The sequence below is a fragment of the Sporocytophaga sp. genome, from assembly GCF_017745095.1.
Classification (GTDB): Bacteria; Bacteroidota; Bacteroidia; order Cytophagales; family Cytophagaceae; genus Sporocytophaga.
In genome coordinates this window covers 150,333-168,712 of sequence record NZ_JAGHZZ010000001.1, presented here as the reverse complement: position 1 = coordinate 168,712, position 18,380 = coordinate 150,333, and the positions used below count along the sequence as shown (strand labels likewise).

The 18,380-nt window shown below is 35.7% G+C and carries 15 protein-coding genes; 4 read left to right on the top strand and 11 right to left on the bottom strand.

Annotated elements, in window-relative coordinates; all coding sequences use genetic code 11:
- Window positions 1-9: 9 nt before the first annotated feature.
- The 5 genes from J7604_RS00740 to J7604_RS00720 all read right to left on the bottom strand — a co-directional run bounded on the left by J7604_RS00740 (window position 10) and on the right by J7604_RS00720 (window position 2,468).
- Window positions 10-657 carry a MarC family protein gene (locus J7604_RS00740; RefSeq protein WP_293889878.1) on the bottom strand — a complete coding sequence of 216 codons (648 nt, stop codon included), beginning with the start codon at window positions 655-657 and terminating at the stop codon, window positions 10-12.
- A 247-nt stretch (window positions 658-904) separates the two neighbouring features.
- Window positions 905-1,102, bottom strand: coding sequence for a hypothetical protein (locus tag J7604_RS00735; protein WP_293889876.1), 198 nt, complete (start codon window positions 1,100-1,102; stop codon window positions 905-907).
- A 146-nt stretch (window positions 1,103-1,248) separates the two neighbouring features.
- Entirely contained in the window at window positions 1,249-1,482 is a 234-nt protein-coding gene (locus tag J7604_RS00730) for a hypothetical protein (RefSeq protein WP_293889874.1), read from the bottom strand.
- Between the two features lie 27 nt (window positions 1,483-1,509).
- Window positions 1,510-1,935 carry a hypothetical protein gene (locus tag J7604_RS00725; RefSeq protein ID WP_293889872.1) on the bottom strand — a complete coding sequence of 142 codons (426 nt, stop codon included), beginning with the start codon at window positions 1,933-1,935 and terminating at the stop codon, window positions 1,510-1,512.
- A 188-nt stretch (window positions 1,936-2,123) separates the two neighbouring features.
- Window positions 2,124-2,468: a helix-turn-helix transcriptional regulator gene (locus J7604_RS00720; protein WP_293889870.1), complete on the bottom strand. Its 345-nt coding sequence runs from the start codon at window positions 2,466-2,468 to the stop codon at window positions 2,124-2,126.
- Window positions 2,469-2,557: 89 nt separating this feature from the next.
- Here J7604_RS00720 and J7604_RS00715 point away from each other — a divergent pair, with 89 nt between their 5' ends.
- From J7604_RS00715 to J7604_RS00705, 3 genes are all read left to right on the top strand, one after another.
- Window positions 2,558-2,752, top strand: coding sequence for a hypothetical protein (locus J7604_RS00715; RefSeq protein WP_293889868.1), 195 nt, complete (start codon window positions 2,558-2,560; stop codon window positions 2,750-2,752).
- A gap of 126 nt (window positions 2,753-2,878) precedes the next feature.
- Window positions 2,879-3,721, top strand: coding sequence for a rhomboid family intramembrane serine protease (locus J7604_RS00710; protein WP_293889866.1), 843 nt, complete (start codon window positions 2,879-2,881; stop codon window positions 3,719-3,721).
- Window positions 3,722-3,839: 118 nt separating this feature from the next.
- Entirely contained in the window at window positions 3,840-4,643 is an 804-nt protein-coding gene (locus J7604_RS00705) for a hypothetical protein (protein ID WP_293889864.1), read from the top strand.
- A 77-nt stretch (window positions 4,644-4,720) separates the two neighbouring features.
- On the opposite strand, the gene J7604_RS00700 is transcribed toward J7604_RS00705, so the two are convergent.
- The 5 genes from J7604_RS00700 to J7604_RS00680 all read right to left on the bottom strand — a co-directional run bounded on the left by J7604_RS00700 (window position 4,721) and on the right by J7604_RS00680 (window position 13,603).
- Entirely contained in the window at window positions 4,721-8,482 is a 3,762-nt protein-coding gene (locus J7604_RS00700; RefSeq protein ID WP_293889862.1) for an Ig-like domain-containing protein, read from the bottom strand.
- Between the two features lie 242 nt (window positions 8,483-8,724).
- Window positions 8,725-10,164 carry a HAMP domain-containing sensor histidine kinase gene (locus tag J7604_RS00695; RefSeq protein ID WP_293889860.1) on the bottom strand — a complete coding sequence of 480 codons (1,440 nt, stop codon included), beginning with the start codon at window positions 10,162-10,164 and terminating at the stop codon, window positions 8,725-8,727.
- A 67-nt stretch (window positions 10,165-10,231) separates the two neighbouring features.
- On the bottom strand, window positions 10,232-12,142 hold the full coding sequence (locus J7604_RS00690) for a S8 family serine peptidase (RefSeq protein ID WP_293889858.1): 1,911 nt from the start codon (window positions 12,140-12,142) through the stop codon (window positions 10,232-10,234).
- Window positions 12,143-12,264: 122 nt separating this feature from the next.
- Window positions 12,265-13,140: a tail fiber protein gene (locus J7604_RS27010; protein ID WP_367113536.1), complete on the bottom strand. Its 876-nt coding sequence runs from the start codon at window positions 13,138-13,140 to the stop codon at window positions 12,265-12,267.
- Between the two features lie 4 nt (window positions 13,141-13,144).
- Window positions 13,145-13,603 (bottom strand): T9SS type A sorting domain-containing protein, encoded by a 459-nt coding sequence (locus tag J7604_RS00680; RefSeq protein WP_293889856.1) that lies wholly within the window; start codon window positions 13,601-13,603, stop codon window positions 13,145-13,147.
- Between the two features lie 354 nt (window positions 13,604-13,957).
- Between J7604_RS00680 and J7604_RS00675 the strand changes: the two genes are divergently transcribed.
- Entirely contained in the window at window positions 13,958-14,503 is a 546-nt protein-coding gene (locus J7604_RS00675; protein ID WP_293889854.1) for an NADPH-dependent FMN reductase, read from the top strand.
- Window positions 14,504-14,506: 3 nt separating this feature from the next.
- On the opposite strand, the gene J7604_RS00670 is transcribed toward J7604_RS00675, so the two are convergent.
- Window positions 14,507-18,214, bottom strand: a complete 3,708-nt coding sequence (locus tag J7604_RS00670) for a PAS domain-containing protein (protein WP_293889852.1) — start codon at window positions 18,212-18,214, stop codon at window positions 14,507-14,509.
- Window positions 18,215-18,380 lie beyond the last annotated feature (166 nt).

Sequence of the window (18,380 nt, the reverse complement as noted above, 5' to 3'; positions counted from 1 at the left end):
CCCAAAATTTCAGGGAAACAACTTGTGCAAGGCATTTACCATAAACTGCACAGCAAGTGCTGCTTGAAGAATTGCAAAGATCCATCCTATTATTGAAAAAGCAGGGACACTTACCACTTTCATAATTTTCCTTGCGAAAAGCATTGAAAGAACATTTAAAAATACAATCAATAGTAAAGCTCCTACTACTGTCAGATCCGCCTCTATCCCGTTTTCTAATGCCAGACTTGCACCAGCAATAATAGCTGCAACGCCTATTGGAGAAATAATCAAAGGAATGGCGAGCGGAGAAAGAGCCATCATAGATAACTCCTTAGGCGAAAGACTGTGAGGTTTGTTTTCATCACTTTCTGCAGCATGTTTAGCACCAGCTCCGGGAGGTTTAAAGGCCAGAATCATCTTTAATGAAGAAATAAATAATAAGATACTTCCGGCAACAGTCACAGAAGGGATAGAAATTCTCCATGCTTTCAACATATGTGTGACGACAAGAGCCAGCAGAAGAATAATTATCAGCGAGAACCATGTACCTTTCATTGCCAGCTTCTTAAGGGATTTTTCATCAAGCTCTATTGTCATTCCATAGAATAAAGGAATGATTTTAAGAGGCCCAATCGTGATAAAAAAAATCGTAAATATATAGGAAAACTGCTCCATTGAAATTTCTATTTCACGGTAAAACAGGCCGTGAAAGAAAATGTTACCCTTCTGTCCCAATTCATTGACAGGTACAAAGCGAAATTCTACATAGCTGTTATTACTCTATAAAACATGAAAAACAAAATGGCAGAGCACACGAACAACCATCCTTATTAAAGGAACCCAAAGCTACACTTTTGATGAAAGTCAAAACCATGAAACTCCTTCCTCTTAAATAATCGCACAGTTATAAGGGAATTTCAATCTACTCTACCCTTACTTCTTTTACAATTTTTTTAAGTTGAGCATCAACATGGGTTTCTAACTCCTCAAAAGTCATCTGGCCCATTTCGTGTAATAGAATAGCATTCTCTAGGCTAAATGCACACGCTTCAATATAAAGTATTTTTGTATGCAACCTTCTTATAAAAAGCTCATTCGTTTGATTGCGTTTTAAATCCATAGCAAAAAGATTTAGAAAAAAGTTAAACAACAATTAAAAACACTAGACAACTTCCAGTAACCTATAATGTTAACGAAAAATTAAGTTTATTTATTTACCTGGAAATTGAAAATAATTTTCCACACTTTTGATTGTAAAAAATTCGATTAAAAATTTGTGCCTGAGTTTGATTCAAGCATGCGCAGTCGTTCTTCCAAGACTCTGATCCGATCCTGGAGTATTACCATTTCAGCTGAAAGTGAATCTGCCAAAATCATTAAATTTTCCCCATGATCCAAGTTGTCCATCTGGACATAAATCTTCCCGTCAACTTTTATAATCTCGACATTTTTTCTTGTAACAGCCTCCCCGTTATCACAAGTTTTAATATTAATTTCCATAGCTGTAACCATTTTTATAAAAATCTACTAGCCGTCCTTTTCCTTTTCTATTAACTTCTGATAAAAATCAAGTAATTCTTTAAGATCTTCATTGGTAGAAACCGCCATTTCCAAGGACTTCTTATAAACATTAAGAGTGAGCTCCTGGTAACTGATGAGGGACTTCAAATTTTCAATTTCCATTTTCAGATACTCGGGTTTATCTTTAATGTCCGAAGCCACATGGTCATTTTTGTACATTTCCCCTTCCTCAAACAATAACCAATAAAGATTAAGATCCGGCACCTCCCGCACGACACTGATAAATTTGTCAACTCCGTATTTCTTTCCCTTTATAATGTTATAAATTTGGGTTCCGGCTGTATCACTGGCTTTCCCTAACTCATTAATTTTCATCCTTTTCGTATCTAGAAATTGCTTTAGGCGTTTCCCAACGAGAGATAAATCAATCATTTTTTACTGGCGGTTAAATTATGATTAAAATATTTATTTACAACATGTTAAATCTATAAAAATAAAAGATATGAGTAAAGTTATATGTAAAAACTATTTTCTCCCTTAGAAAACAATAAAAACCTATGAAAAATATAAATCCATACTGACTGTCAAGTATTTGTGCGAAAAAATCTAAAAAATCTGAGCTACATCTTCTTTTTCAAAGCTTCAATCAAATCTTTTTGAAGGTTCATGATTTCTTTATCCTTTTCTTCAATTAGCTTTTTACAAATATTAGGAACAGCCGAAGAGCTGGAACCATACAAAAGAACTTCTACTACATCCATCCCATAAAAAGCAGCAAGTTTTTCAAGCTTGGAAAGTGTTATGTCTCCTAACCCCCTTTCCAATTTTGAATAGGTGGAAAGTGAAATCTCTATTTCAAAAGCTAGAGCGTCCTGGCTTATTCCCTTAGAGATTCTGAGTGATTTTAAAATGTTACCAAGATCTTTCATGATACAGGGTAAATCTAAAGGTAAAAATAACCACATGTAAAGTATATTTTAACACTATTTGTGTATTATAATACTTGAATTGTGTAATATTATACCTATATTTAAACTTTTTAAACTCAAACGCTATGGAAACAAACAAAGAAACAAACTACATCTATGTACGAAGACTACATACAAAAATCTTATATCTTGAGGCCTGCACTTTTAGTCTTGAAAATGCTATTTTATTATATGAAATGAATCAAATAGATTTTGATGAACTCAAACAGATAACGACTAGCCAATTTGAAAAAATAAAAAGGGAAATTGCTGATTTATAATAGATAGCTTTAAAAACCATAATTATTTATCGTTCAAAAAGTACTAAGTTAAAACGCTTACCCATTCGCAATTTTCCTTGAAATTTCTTATTTTTATATAGGATCTTTTTTAACTAACAATTAAAAATGGGAGAGTTTTCAACCAACACAGCATTATTATTTAGTGTTGTTATTATGTTTCTCACGGTATATTTCTCTTATCGTGGGTTTAAAGACAAAGTCTTTTTTGAAAAATACCTTTTTAGGGTAGACAATATTTTAGCTTCCAAGGACTATAAAAGATTACTTACTTCAGGTTTCCTTCATGCAAACTGGTTTCACCTGATTTTTAACCTTTACGCTTTCTTTTCTTTTTCAGAAGCACTAGAAAGTCAAATGGGGTCAGGACAATTCCTGATGATTTACTTTTTGAGTCTTTTGGGAGGAAGTTTGTTCGCACTATATATTCATAGAAATCATGGAAACTATAGTGCCATTGGTGCTTCTGGAGCAATTTGCGGGTTAATATTTGCCTCTGTTGCCCTATTTCCTGGAATCTCAATAGGTTTAATCTTAATTCCCGCACAAATCCCAGGTTGGTTATTTGCTTTGATATTTGTTGCAATTTCCATTTATGGAATAAAATCTAATGCAGGAAATATCGGGCATGATGCACATCTCGGAGGTGCTCTTACAGGTACGCTAGTGGCAATAGCAATGAACCCTGAAATAATTTTCTACAATTATATACCTATTCTTTGCCTTCTTACACCGACTATTATATTCCTATATTTTATCCTGGCAATGCCTGAAATTCTCTTGATTAATAATTCTTTTAGTTCAAGGAATGACTATATGAGTAAGGACGAAGAATATAATCTCAGGAAATTCAACAAGCAGAAAGATATAGACAGGATACTTGACAAAATCAATGAAAAAGGCTTAGATAGTCTCACCAGCAAAGAAAAGGAATTACTTGATGAATTTTAAACCTTTCATTTCATATCAATCTGTGTTTTTAACTTATTTCTTTATTCAATCTTGCCCAAACGTCCAAATTGGTTCTTTTATCAAAAACAGGTATTTTTAAAGAATTAAACCATAATCCATGAAAAAAAATATTTCATATTTATCCGTTTCCGCAATGGCATTTTTACTATGCTTTGCTTCTTGTAAGAAGGATAAAGATTCTGCTGTTGCTCCAGTTAACCCTTGCAAAGTAGCAGAGGTCAAAGGAGCTAATGATCAGGTATTGTCAACAAGTGAATATTCGTCAGATGGAAAAATCACTAAGGTAACTGACAATGCATCTGGTGAATATACTACATATGATTATGACAGCGCTTATGTCAGAACTTATACTAAAGGATTTGACGGAAAATTAAAAAGCACATCTAAAATCGAAGTAAATAAATACGGATTTGCAGCGAAGAGCTTTAATAAAACAATAGGTAGTGATTCTATTACTTATGACTCCGTCTATTACCAATATAATGGGGATGGCTACCTGACCAGAAAAATCATTTATACTTATATCTTTAATACATCTGGAGAGGTTCTTTCCAAAAATGCTTATATAACTACTTACGAGGTGAGTGGAGGAAATGTATTACAAAGCACTTATTATAAAATGGGAGAAGAAATGATGTTTCTTATAACGAAATACGAATATGATACAAGTGTAGAAAACAAATCTGGCATCTCTCTTACAGGATCTAATACAGATCCTATCCCAACAGGCAAAAGCACTAAAAATCCTATTACCAAAGTTACCTATCCATTTGGTTTAACCACAGATGAAATAAGCTATAGTTATGATGATAAAGGAAACGTAACAGAAGTCAAGACCAAACATAATACAGTTTCCGGATCTACTGAAACCGCTTCTAAAGTTTCTTATATCTGTCAATAAATACACAACGTTAATAACAAAAAAAAGAGGCTGTCCTTATGAGACGGCCTCTTTTTTTGCCCAAATTTTAGAAGGGTTTATCTTTTTATAAACCTCTTAGTTATTAAACCTTCTGCTGTGCTTAGTTTTAACAAGTACTGCCCACTGCTTAGATTTTCAATGTTAATCTCGATCGTCTCCTGATTTGAATACGTTGTGTAAACAATTTGTCCAAGAACATCAAGGACTTCGACCATTCTTGTTTCTGAAGCGGCATTTTCCAAATGAACAGTTATCTGATTATCCGCAGGTACTGGAAATACTTGCACAAGGGCTAAAGATAGCTTAGAACTTATTCCAGTAATTAGCACATCTGCAAGAACAGACATCTCTCCCTCACAGCCCTCAATTACTGTTTTAACACCATAAAAACCTGTCTTTGTAGCCAATAAGCTTTTGCTCACTTCTCCTTCAATTGGTTGATTATTAAAATACCATTGATTTCCTTCCTCATCACTAGAGTTTAACAATATTGTTCCGTCTTCAAATGCAGCTTGGGTTATTTCCGGTTGACCTGGCGCTACACAAAACGAACGTATTACAGGTATTGCAGGAGCAAATTCATCATTACCTTCCTGTTTGGCTTTAATTTTTGCCATTCCCGGCCCAATAATCTGCACTTTGTCTCCCTCTACTATAACATTAGATGATAAAGCTTCGAATGTTACTGGCAATTGCGCATTTGAATTTGCCACTATTGTAAAATCAGTACTGGTAATTGATTTATCAGGTATAGGATCAAATGTGATATATTGAATTTCCCTGTCTACATATACCTTAAATTCCTCCAAAGAATAGGCACCGTCAGTGTCCGTAGCTTTAATAAAAACATCTGCACTTCCTGAACCAAGACAGATTAAAGTTATAATGCTGCCATCAACTGATACATCGACAACACTTCTATCTGACGACTCGACATCAACCAAAAGCTCATTCAGAGGATCAACATCGTCAGTTAAAACTGTATCAAGATTAATTCGGTAAACAGTTCCGAATTTTCCCGAAAGTGCTTCAATAGCATTAAAGTCAGGTCTCAGGTTTGTTCTTTGAATTACAAAAAGCCCGAACGGATTTACCAAGCCATCATTTACTGATATTGTCGACTTTGTTCCATTTGCATTATATTGGAATAAACTTTTATTCCCCTGACTCACAACATAAAGTAGCTCCTGCTTTTGCTGAAAATCTATTCCGGCAGGCCAGTTAAGGTCACCTGCATCGGCAATCTGTTCTTTGGTTCCATCGGTAAGGTTTAGCTTATAAACGGCGTCAGTTCCTGAAGCAAGGCTACCCCCGTCGGCAACATAGATATTATTTTGATCCTTTAATGCGATATCAAGTGGAAGTAAAACATCATTACCACTGCTTATTGTCACAACAGAACTGTTAGGTGAAATTTTCAGTATTGAACTTGGCGCTCCAAAAAATACACCTCCGTTTCCTACAATCAAGTCTCCATTTCTTAATTGCAATATTCCACTAGCAAATTGGAGATCGCCACCTTGATAGACAGACTCAACGAATCCGGTTGCTGTATCTATTCTGACCACTCCATTCATGCCATCAGCCATAACCAGGTTACCATCTCTGTCCATAATCATGGCTGGGGCCAAAGGATCCGATGGAAGCATGCTAAAGCGAGTTACTTCAACCAACAGTGTCTGTAATCCTGTTTCAGGATTTATTTTTATTAGACCTGATTCTGCATCTAATACAAATAAACTTGTTCCATTTTTATAATAAATGTTCCTCGCATCTTTAATGTATTCTCCAGAAGCTATAATGCTGTCTTGAGATGTAACAGCATCTATAATTCTAATTTTATCAACATCTGCTATGAGCACATCTCCTTCGTCCAAAGATGGTTTTATGTGAACATAATAAGCAGTTGCTGGCGACTCATTTCCTGCATCATCAATTGCTTTGAAGAAAAATACATCTGTCCCAAACAGGTTGCCATCGGGCTTATAGATAAAATCTCCCTCGTCTGTGATTTCAACTTTGCCTTTATTGCCTTCAGCAACAATGCTAAAAGTTATATTGCCATTTTCTGCATCAGAAGCTGTAAGCTTACCTGATACATCAACATTTTCTTTGGTAGTAATATGTTCAGATTTAGCATACGGTGCGGCATTGATAAGATTCACAATAACACTTGCAAGATTACTAAATCCGAAACCATCATTAACTCTGAATGTGAAAAAGTCTGTTCCAGAACTTCCCGAATTCGAGGTGTATATAAAGCTGCCATCTTCCTTTACACTAACTGAGGCATGCAAAGGCTGATCAACAATCTCAAAAGTCAGGTTGTTTTCCTCAGGATCACTAGCTTTAAGCTGTCCGGAATAACTTCCTTTATAAGAAGCATAGATGGTATCAGACTTGGCCACAGGCAGATCATTTACAGGATCAATCTCAATTTTAAAAGTAAATAGTGAAGAACCAATTTCCGGGGAAATCGCATCCTTTCCATCTTTAACACTAAAGGCAAACTCGTCTTGAAAAAAAGCATCTCCTCCATTATGAACAAAACTTAAATTGCCGTCTTCAAGATCTTTAAGTGTAAACGAATCCGACTTCTTAAGAGTATCACCTTTCAGCACTAAATATCCTGTTTCATTTTTAACAGGATTGTCGCCTGTCAGAGTTGGGTCAAAATAAAAAGTTATGGATTCCGAAGAGCTTTCATCATAGATATTCAAAAGCTCAGAATTTATGATTTCTTTACCACCTTCATTTACCACGAGCCCAACATTATTTTCAACTGCTGGAGAAAGATTGTACCAATAGAAACCCTGCTTACCTATAAAGTAAGCCGAAGTCGGGTCTGCAGGAATTGCTTTTGTCTCATAAAATTCTTGATATGGCATGTAATCAGTATCCGGAGAGAATGAAGCTTCTACAAGAAGATTTGCTTCGAGCTTTTCACTGTCTGAAGAAAATTTTATCAAACCACCAATTTGAGCAGGCAAACCCAAAATAGCCGGACTTACTAAAGGAAAGGCTGCTCCACCACCTTTCGAAGTTCTCAATGTCGCTCTTGTATAAACTATAGGAGAGGTTCCATCAATGGCGTCAATTAGTATCGATTTTCCTTTCCAGACCAGAATGCCATTGTCCAAACTGCTTTCTTCTGGTGAAAATTTCATCACTTCATCATCAGATACCGCGAAGCCATCATAAGTAAGGCTCAGTGATAGTCGACCATCTGAATCTACAACCGGCCCCCAATAAGTGCCTGTCTTTCCAGAAATTTTTACATTTTCTATATTAACTGAAACACCTCCTGAATAACCTGCATCTCCAAAAGATTGTAGGTCCACTGTGCCAGGCCATTGATTCAACGAGGTATAAAGTAAACTACCAGGCCCTGCCAGATTCATAATAAAGGTTTCATTGTCCGGATCATTGGAAGAAATGAATATTCTGGCTGTATTCACATCACCCGAAGATGGGAAATAAGAAATTGAAAATACGGAAGAATCTCCCGGTTTTATTACTGAGGCAGATGGGTCTTCTGTTAGAAAGAAATCTATGACTTTGTTCAATCTTACCAAAGGCTCTCCGGTTAACTGAAGGTCTGAATCTCCTGCATTCTTAATTATAAAGCTCAGTGAAGGGGTTGTTTCGGCAGCAGGAGGAAAAGCTACTGTGCTGTTATAGGGTTGTTTAACTGCTCCTTGCCAAACTTCAATTTTCTGAGCCTGTGCATTGCCGGAAGAGAAGAAAAACGTTGTAGCAAAAAATATTCCGGAAGAAATTTTTGAGAGCAATGAATTTAAAGGGTAGTTATAGTGCATACCTCTATGATTTAACTTTACAAGACTAAATGTTCAATTGATTTTTTACAGAAATGCGTAATTGCAGTGTCCTGAACCGTCAGTGAAAACTTGTACTATTTTTACATTTTACGGAACAAAACAAAGTATGGTTTTGATAAACAGGTCGTAACAGCATTTTAACTTATTGATTAAATTAGACATGAAAACAATATCGTGCAAAGCCAATTTTACAAAAAGGCATAAAATACCTTACGAATCGTCTAATTTAAGCGATTTTTCAAAATAACTTTGAATATCGTTCCAAACTTCCGAGAACTTTCAGCTATAATCTCTCCCTGCAGCTTCTCAACAATAAGTTTAAGTATATACAATCCAAGCCCTGTTCCTGACGCGTCTGGATGGAATCTTTTAAAAGGTTTAAACAGGTCATCCCCATAAGTATCCAGATCCATTCCAGAGCCATTATCACGAACCTCCACAACAATATTATTTCCTTGTCTGTAAGTCCTGACAGATATTTCCAATTGATGATCTGGTTTTCTGAACTGAATTGCATTTGTTACCAACTCATTCAGCAAATAATAGATCTTTTCCTGCACTGAGTATATTTCCGGAGCATCCTTAAAGTCATCGGAAATCTTCACATTAAAATCTCTGATCCGAGGTCTTAGATGATTCATGACCTTTTCAAACTCTTCCCTAAAATACACGAGGTCTCTGGCTTGGTAGCTTTCCTGCTGAATATCTGCAATATTATTGAGATCATAAATAATATTATCCAGAGCAAGAACAGATTGTTCAAGCTTTTTAAGATACTCTTTGATATCAGAAGGAGATCTTGTTATTTCAATCAGATTTAGAAGACCGAGCACGCTTGCAACAGGACCACGAATCTTATGCGAAAGTGTATATGAGTACTCTAATAATTCCTGATTGTACCTAAAAAGTTCTTCTGTAACCTTTGAAAGATCTTTATCTCTTTCACTTATTAGCTTTTCAAGAATAAAGTTTTTGCTTTCAAGATCCACCTTCTGAGCTTGTACAGTTTCTGTTTTTCTCTTTAACGAATGGACCAGAAGCAGATTCTTTTTTTCAAATGATTCTATATTTTTCTTAAAAAAACCGAAGCTGCCAATCAGGAAGGAATAATAAAGAAAGAATACAACATTGGCGAAATAATACTTGTCATCCTGAAAACCCATCTGATAATAATCCACTCCAAATAAATAGTGAAAGGGGTCAAACAACACAAGTGTCAATAACCCAAAAAGCATACTGCTGAGTAATGCAACCTTTTCTTCTAACTGATAAACAGCAAGAGGAATAATACACAAAAGCAGCAAAGCAGTGCGGGGAAGGAAAAAATAAGCATCGTGAATAGCTATGCCTGATTTTTTATCGACTATAGTCATGATAAGCATACCAGAACAATTGGCAACAGTAAGTAAAAATTTGGAAGTCCTGATGTATCCATACTTTGACAAGAAAAGAGTGGAAACATTTAGCATAACTATTGAGACAAAAATTGCCACAACAGTTGGGCTAGACCTATACATAAAATAATCAAGTATTATGAAAATGCTCAAAAGTACAGCAATACACAAAGCTATATTATTTGCAATGATAATATTTCTGTTTTCCCAGGTCTTATAGCCAGGCGATGTTCCGTAAATACTTAACCTTTTAAAAAATTTAAACATAGTTATTATCGAGTAGCCTTTTATCCATATAAAACTTATTTACATTCTATGGTCAATCTTTCAATTACTATGGCTCAATAGCCACATATTCTGCCTTCCATCCAGAAGCGTGGTTTACATTATCAGTTACAAACCAGACAAGCATTTTATTTCCTGTAGAAGACACTTCTGGCGGCATCAACGGACCGCTGAAGACTCCAATAATTCTTGCCTGAGTTCCATCACCATCAAATATATAAACTTTATCTATATGCGCTTCAGTATTAAATTCAGGAAAGGCAATTCTGATACGCGAGCCTTCCTTTGCAGAGATAAGCCATTTGCAATCCTGACCACCGCAATAATTCTGGTCACCACTTCCGTCGGAAAATGTTCCGAAAGGCAAATTTAAAATTCTCTCAGAAGAGCAATATAACTTTGAAGAATCAACTGTCTCAACACTATAATAAAACAATAAGTCTTTATTTTCTTTAGCCGCAGGGAATTCCAGCCTTAGTGAATTTGCTGGAACAAAAACGGAATCTGGAAAATCATTTACACTAAACTTCTCAGTATATTTATTTGATGAATCAGAAATTATAATTTCACAACTTTTGCTATACATTTGAGAAGAAACTTTTTTAATCACTATACCCTTATACTTTCCCTCCGGCTTTACCATATAGAATACTGAGCTTTTCTTATTAAATTTGCCATTTATATATCCTTTGGCATTAGAAAATAATTTCTTCTCTTCTTTAGAACTTATACTCTGTATTGTGCGAATTATATCGGGCATACCTGCTCCTAGTTTTCCAGTGTATACTTTGTTAACACCTTCGAGAGGATTGGCGTATATTTGTAGATACATTAACAGCTGTTCAGAATTCAGGAGTGGATAATAAGCCAGAAGTAAAGCAGCCTTCCCAGACACTCGCGCTACAGCCACAGACGTGCCAGAAATGACAGTATCTTTGTCGTCTCCATACACACTAGCCGCTAATTCATTTTCCCCAACATCAGCCAGATCAACAGTTCTTCCATAATTAGAAACAGGAAGTTTAGTATTGTCTCTGCTCAGGGCAGCTACTGAAACCACCGAGTGATAAGAGGCCGGAAACTGTGAGAGCTCTGAATAAAAATTACCTGCAGAAGCAATGATCAAAATACCTCTCTTTTGCGCTTCGTCCATTAAATCCCGTTCATACTGAGAAAATGTACCGCCTCCCCATGAACAATTAATAATATCCGCACCAGCTTTAATTGCATACTCGATACCTTTATAACAATCTTTCAGATATGTGCTAGTAGCCTCATCAGACAAACACTTTACCGGGATGATTTCAATTCTGCATTGAGGTTTGGAATGATTTACAGAATCAGAGAACGTATTAAATGAAGTAATTATGGAAGCGATGTGAGTACCATGATAAAAATCTTTCAACCTACTCGCTGGTGGGTTTACATTGTTATCATGGTCTGAAACATCCCAACCATGAATGTCATCCACAAAGCCATTTCCATCATCATCAATTCTATTTCCTTTTATTTCTTTCTTATTGGTATAAATGAAAGGCTTAATGGCATCATGAGTCAGCCTGAACCCATCGTCCACTATTGCGACCTTTACAACTTTTCTATTTCCTGATCTGGGTGATTGGCTATTATGTGACAGACACTGATTTACTTTGTTTCTAAAAGCTCCCTGGAAAGTATAGCCATTCAGTTCAGCACATTCAATAAGCTTGTGAGAATAGAGATCGCCTCCAATTCTATGAGCAATATCTGCATGTTCAATTTCTGCAATAAACCATTTATTTATTTCACAATTTGCTTCAGGAAAACTATGACAGATTTTGAAGTCCACATTGTAATGCTTACAAATTTTCTCGAACTCACCAGACCTCTCTGTCAATGAAAAATCCTGACATACCTTTACCCTGAGATGCTGTAATTCCCTTGCGTGACAATGAAATCCTGTAAGGATAAGAATAAGCAAAAAAAATTGTCTTTTGTAATTAGGCATAGATACATTTAAATACAAATGCGGCAACTGGTTATCAATTGCCGCATTTATAGTAAATTCTAAATTAAACTTTAATCAAAAGAGCCTTGTGGCTATTATCTTACAATAGTTTCTGAACCTCCTGTCTGTCCTTCTGTATAGGTGCTTAGTCCAGGACCAGTTCCTGCAGAAATAGGTACTCTGCCTCTTAAATCAGGTAACGCGAAAGTAGTCTTGCCATCGCCACCATAGTTTGTCCCTAATAATGAAAAGAGGGCCTGATTCTGAGCAATAGACAGCAATCTTCCGTCGCATAAAGCAAAACCTTTAGGAGGAAAATTTCCAGCAAATAAAATTATTTCGGCTAAAAAAGGCTCGGAAGCATTACGACTTGGAAATATACCTGCAAGTGCAATACAATAATTGATTACTGTATATGGCTGCATGTTATTGAGTGTTTTAGTTTCTGGCTCTTTAGAAACCCAGTTAACACCATCCCAGGTCATCAGATCTCCAGGTTTAGTACCAGAATTTAGACCAATTACTTTGTTAGAGAAATTCAAAGGTGCTTTTGCTGAAATATTCGTGGAACCAGCATTTGCAGCATAAAGAGCATAAGGCACGCTAAGTAGCTGAGTCACTCCAAGAACTGTAAATTCTTTTGAATTAACATTCATTTCTATTTTAAGAAATCTATCACCATCACCCCATCCAATTTTGGTAAATACACCGGATAAAATAGCTCCCTTGCCTAAAGCCAGATTAAATAAGCCAGTCGGTGAAGTTGTAACAGAGTGCTGCTCAGAATACTCAACACTTTCTCCAACTGCGTCTTTGGTAATTGAAGCTCTGATAACTATAGCCTTGCTAAGTAATGGCTGGCCATCTGCACTGCGTGCAACTCCTTGATAGTTGATTGCTGAAGGCTGAGCAAAAGCAGCAAAGCAGATGCAAAACATCAATGAGAAAAGTAAAAAACATTTAGATTTCATATTGCTATTTAACAAGTTTAAAATAATTGATTGATTCCTTATGATCTTTGTAGAATACCAAATAAAGACCGTCGCTAAGCTGACGAAGGTTAATAAAAGTTGTATTAGCTGTACCGCAAACCTTATTTCCTTTAATATCAAACACTTCAATTGAGCTTATTTCTTCTGAAGAGATAATATACAGCTCTGAATTAGGTCTGTCAAAAATGTACTTTGGTCCAACGGCATCCAATTTAACTGGATTTGAGCTAACCACTGCGAACTCCGGCTGAAGGACACCTTCAGTTACAATGAAATTTCCATTACCAATTGTAGACACAGCAACCTCCCCTACAGAATACTCCAATGAAAAACCTCCTCCAGAAATGATATTTCCTGTGGAGTTTATAACAGAAGGAGAAATTGATTGACCATAACCAATGTAAGATATCAACGATAATGCTAATGCAGGTATAAATTTCATATTATAAATAAGTCTTTTCTTATTATAAATCAAACGTTCAATTAGCTGATAGAAAAGCATTTAAGCTGCAGGGCCCGGAAAATGCAACTTACAACAAAAACAATTAAGTAACTGACAATGATACAAATATAAAGCCCGAAAATTTAAAAACCAAAATATGGGTTACGTTGTAGCTCCAAAATCAACCAGCGGCAGCCGCTGTGAGATAATATAGAAATTCGATTCCCAATATAAAAACACAAATAATCAGAGGTAATTTTATAATAAAAATAGATACAATTTTAGCCTATTCAATAAGTTCGATCTTCAACATATTACCTAAATTGTGAATTATCTAAATTAAAGCATAAGCGAATGAAAACTTTTGTAGCTATATCCGGAAGCTTGAAATCAACCTCAACAAACACTTCCATTCTCAAGTTTATAATAAAGCTGGCAAGCCATACTGCCAACATTGAATTATATTTAGGACTAGATGATCTGCCTCATTTCAGTCCGGAAAGAGATTCTGAAAATCCTTCTGAGGCTGTAGAGAATCTTCGCAAAAAGATAAAAAATGCAGACGGAGTAATCTTCTGCACACCAGAATATGCATTCAATCTTCCAGGAGTTCTTAAAAATGCGTTGGATTGGTGTGTCTCATCTGGTGAATTCAATGAAAAACCAGTATTGGTTTTAAGTGCTTCACCATTAAATACGGGAGGTGAAAAGGCTTTGGCATCTCTCCAAATGACTCTAACTGCATTGGGAACCAAACAGGTCGCGGCATATAGCATAGCCAATGTAAATTCAAAAATGAACTCCCATAAGGAACTCACTGATTCGGAGACGATAGCTGTTCTGGAAGGTTTATTATCAAAGCTGGATAAATTTATTGAAAATTATACACCAGAATATTAAAAATCATTTGAGGAAGATTTTGAAGGTTGTACCCTCATCGATCTTGCTTTCAAGTTCTATTCTTCCTCCCGCATTTGTAACAATTCTTTTTACGATATATAACCCAACACCGGAACCTTCTACATGGTCATGAAGGCGCTTAAACATAGAAAACACCTTTTCCTTATTTGCATCGGAAATCCCAAGTCCATTATCTTTTACCGTTATTATTATTTCATCATCATATTTTTCCGTCTTAAGATCGATAACAGGATTTCTTTCAGGGTGTCTGTATTTTAAGCCATTGCTTATAAGATTATAAAAAATACTTCTCATACTCTTTTTCGAAAAGCTTATTGAAGGAACAGAAAAATCAAGGTTAAAACTTGCATGCGTTGCACTAACAAGATCATCTATAGAAGTTACTACATCTTCGAAAACTTTTACGAACTCCACATGCTCTTCATCCTCCTCCGCGCTCTTTTGAGCCCTTGTTATTTCAGTAAGATCATGAATGGTTCTTTTGAATCTGAGAATAGACTTATCCATCATCTCAAAGAGTTGAGTAATCTCTTGTCCTTTACAATACTCCGGATCAAGCGTATCATTAATTGTGTATAATAAGCCTTCTATATTTGAGATAGGAGCTTTAAGATCATGGGAAGCTGTGTATATGAAATTATCAAGGTCCAGATTAATCTTTAATAATTCCTCGTTTTTTATCCGAAGATTTTCCTCTATAAGCTTACGTTCATTGATATCTGTAAATGTTCCAAACCATTTCTTTATTTCACCATCATCTTTCAGAGGTAAAGCCCTGGCAAGATACCATTCATAGTTTCCATTATGTTTTCGAAGCCTGCATTCTATTTCAAACATCTCTCCAGACTTAACACAATCATTGAGTTTCGAAATACTAGGTTCTTTATCTTTATCAAACACTGCATTAATCCAGCTCCATTTTTGGTTCTTATCAAATCGCAAACCAGTGTAATTATACCAGTTTTGATTATAGTACTCCACATGTCCCTCATTATCTGCAGCCCAGAATAACTGGGGCACTGTTTCAGCAAGAAAGCGGTATTGTTCTTCGCTCGCTCTCATTTCCTTTTCAGCGATTTTTGCATTTGTTATGTCAATCTGAGTAGACCAAACCCTGACGAGCTTTCCTTTCTCAATAATTCCAAGTACATTACTTGAGTAATATTTTATATTGCCATTTGGATCCTTCCAACGCGTCAAAAGGTTTTCAAGCTTATAACCGGAATCAACAAATTTTCTGAAAATCTTAGTTACTCTCTCATCGCTTAAGTCGAATAGATCCTTAATATTATATCCCATTAGCTCTGAAGAAGAAGCATAACCATACATATTAGCCATCTTATCATTGCATTCTGCCACATAGCCATAATCAAAGATTTTCTGTACTTGTTCTTCCCCTGGGATTGAAATATCAATATCGTTGATAACATGAAGTTCATATCTCCATATTCCCTCCTGACTCTGGGCAACAAATGCTTTGTATTTTTCTTCACTTTCTTCCAGCTCTGCAGTTCTTTCTTTTACCCTCTCCTCTAATTCGCTATTGATATTTCTGAGTTTACTCTGAGCTCTTTCAAGCTTCTCATAAGCTGTTGTCAGCTCTTCATTTTTTACCTTCAACTCCTGCTCGGTTTCCTTTATCTTAGTCACATCCAGAACCGTCCCAACAATTCTACCACTCTCACCATTACCACCCTTATAAATTTTTGCCCTGGAAATAAGGTTTCTAAACCCATCATTTACTTTAATTCTGAAATCAACATCAATCATCTCATTATTGAGAATTGCCACTTCTAGCAGCTTAAATATTTTTTCAGCATCATCAGGGTGTATTATAGCTCGAATATCCTCCAGACTAACTGTACCATCATTTTCCTTTATTCCGAATATTTTAAAAAATTCCTGTGTCCCATGAACGATACTTGTTTTCATATCCCAGTCAAAGCTCCCAACATGCCCAATCTTTTGGGCTTCCACAAGTTGTGCTTCACTATACTTCAATGCATCTTCCGCTTCAATTCTGTCTGTGATATCCTGAGTCACTCCTAAAATTTGATACGGAACCCCTTCCTCATCCCTGGCAAAAACAGTATCCTGACTAATGAACCAACTCCACTTTCCTCTGGCATCTTTCATCCTATAGACTAGCTTTCTTATTTCACCCTCTTTAGCATCTACAAAACCATTGAAGTGATTGATTATTCTGGGTAGATCGTCCGGATGTAAAAAAGTAGCAAGTAAATTCGAGCCAAGATTCTTTAATTCTTCCGGAGAGTAACCCAATACATCTGCCACAGTCCTGTTCGCATAGGCATTCCTTTGTTCACGTATATCATAGATATAAAGGATATTTGGAGTAGTTTCAGCAATTTTTTGAATGAAGTTACTATTTTGCTTCAGCGTCTCTTCCGCACTCTTAAGGTCATCAATGTCTGAAGCAGTAAATAAAATTTGCGTAACATCTCCCTTTTCATTCTTTTTAAACACTATTGATCTTGAATAATACCAACGCCAGGTTCCTGTCTTATCCAATATTCTGAATTCCAATATACTTTCTTCATTGTCCTTAAGAGAAGTATAGCTTTTATTTCTATTAATAACTGCATTAAGATCATCAGGATGAACTATTTGTTTTATAAGCCCATAACCTTTCTTCTTTAAATCTTCCTCTTCTATAGCAACGTTTTCAAAAATATTCTCATTGTAATAAATAATGTCGTTCTGCGGCACTCCAATAACAAGAATTATTATTGGCGCCACCTTTGTTATCTGCGATACAAGTTCCTGACTTTGCCAAAGAAGCCTTTCCGTTTCTTTAAGTTGTGTAACATCTTGAGTAATTCCTTTCAGCAATGTTACTTTGCCTTCCTGATCTAGTTCCGGTACGCCATATGTGCGGATAATTTTACGTTGTCCATCTGGACGTGTAATTTCATACTCATGAGTATATGGAATTCCTAAGTCGATCGCATTATAAATATTTTTTAAAACTCTCTCTGAAGTTTCCTTTGTCATCAAAGCGCTGATATCATCTAACTTCATTGGGCTCTTATATGGCAACCCAAATATTCTGTATAGTTCCTCAGACCAAATATTGTTTCCGTTTTTAGGTTCCATTTCCCAATTGCCAAGGTCTGCCATTCTCTGCGACTCTTTAAGTCGCTTTTCATTTTCCAGCAGCTTTTGTTCTGTCTCCTTTTGAGATTTAATAATTCTTTCTGCTTCTTCCTTTTGGATATCAGTATATGCTTCGATTGCTTTTTTTTCTCTTACCGTATAATAGTCAACAATCTCATTAATAATTTTTAAAGCAAGATCAAGATCATCTGTGTAATTGGGAAGAAATTTTAATAAGGCTTTTTTTCTCGCGCCATAGTCAATAGCAATATCGGTAGCAGTTACATGCAATCTGGAAAGCTCAAGAAGTTGATCTGACTTCCAATCGGCAATCCCTTTTTCAATGTCTTCATTTCCCTTACCTTCCATCAAATGATTAAGGAACTCTACAAGACGTCTTTCTAAGATTTTCAAAAATTCCTCATCTGTCAGATGAGTCACATATTTTAACAATGGCTGTTCCAACTCCCTCTTACTGACCAATTCCTGTTTGGCAAGGTCGGTGAGATGATTCTGAAATAAAAAATGAGCGTAATCTTTAAGATAAAGAATTTCTACACCTGCCTTGTTCATTAAATCAATAATAATCAGTCCGGTTGAAAAGATTTATTCCCTCAAAAACCGGTTAATTTTGATTATGTTTAAAATAGATTAAAAGGTCATAACAAAGGAAAAATTCGTATAAAGGACAAGTATTCAGGTGTTCGATTTGTTATATATACTTTGACAAATCCTTCAA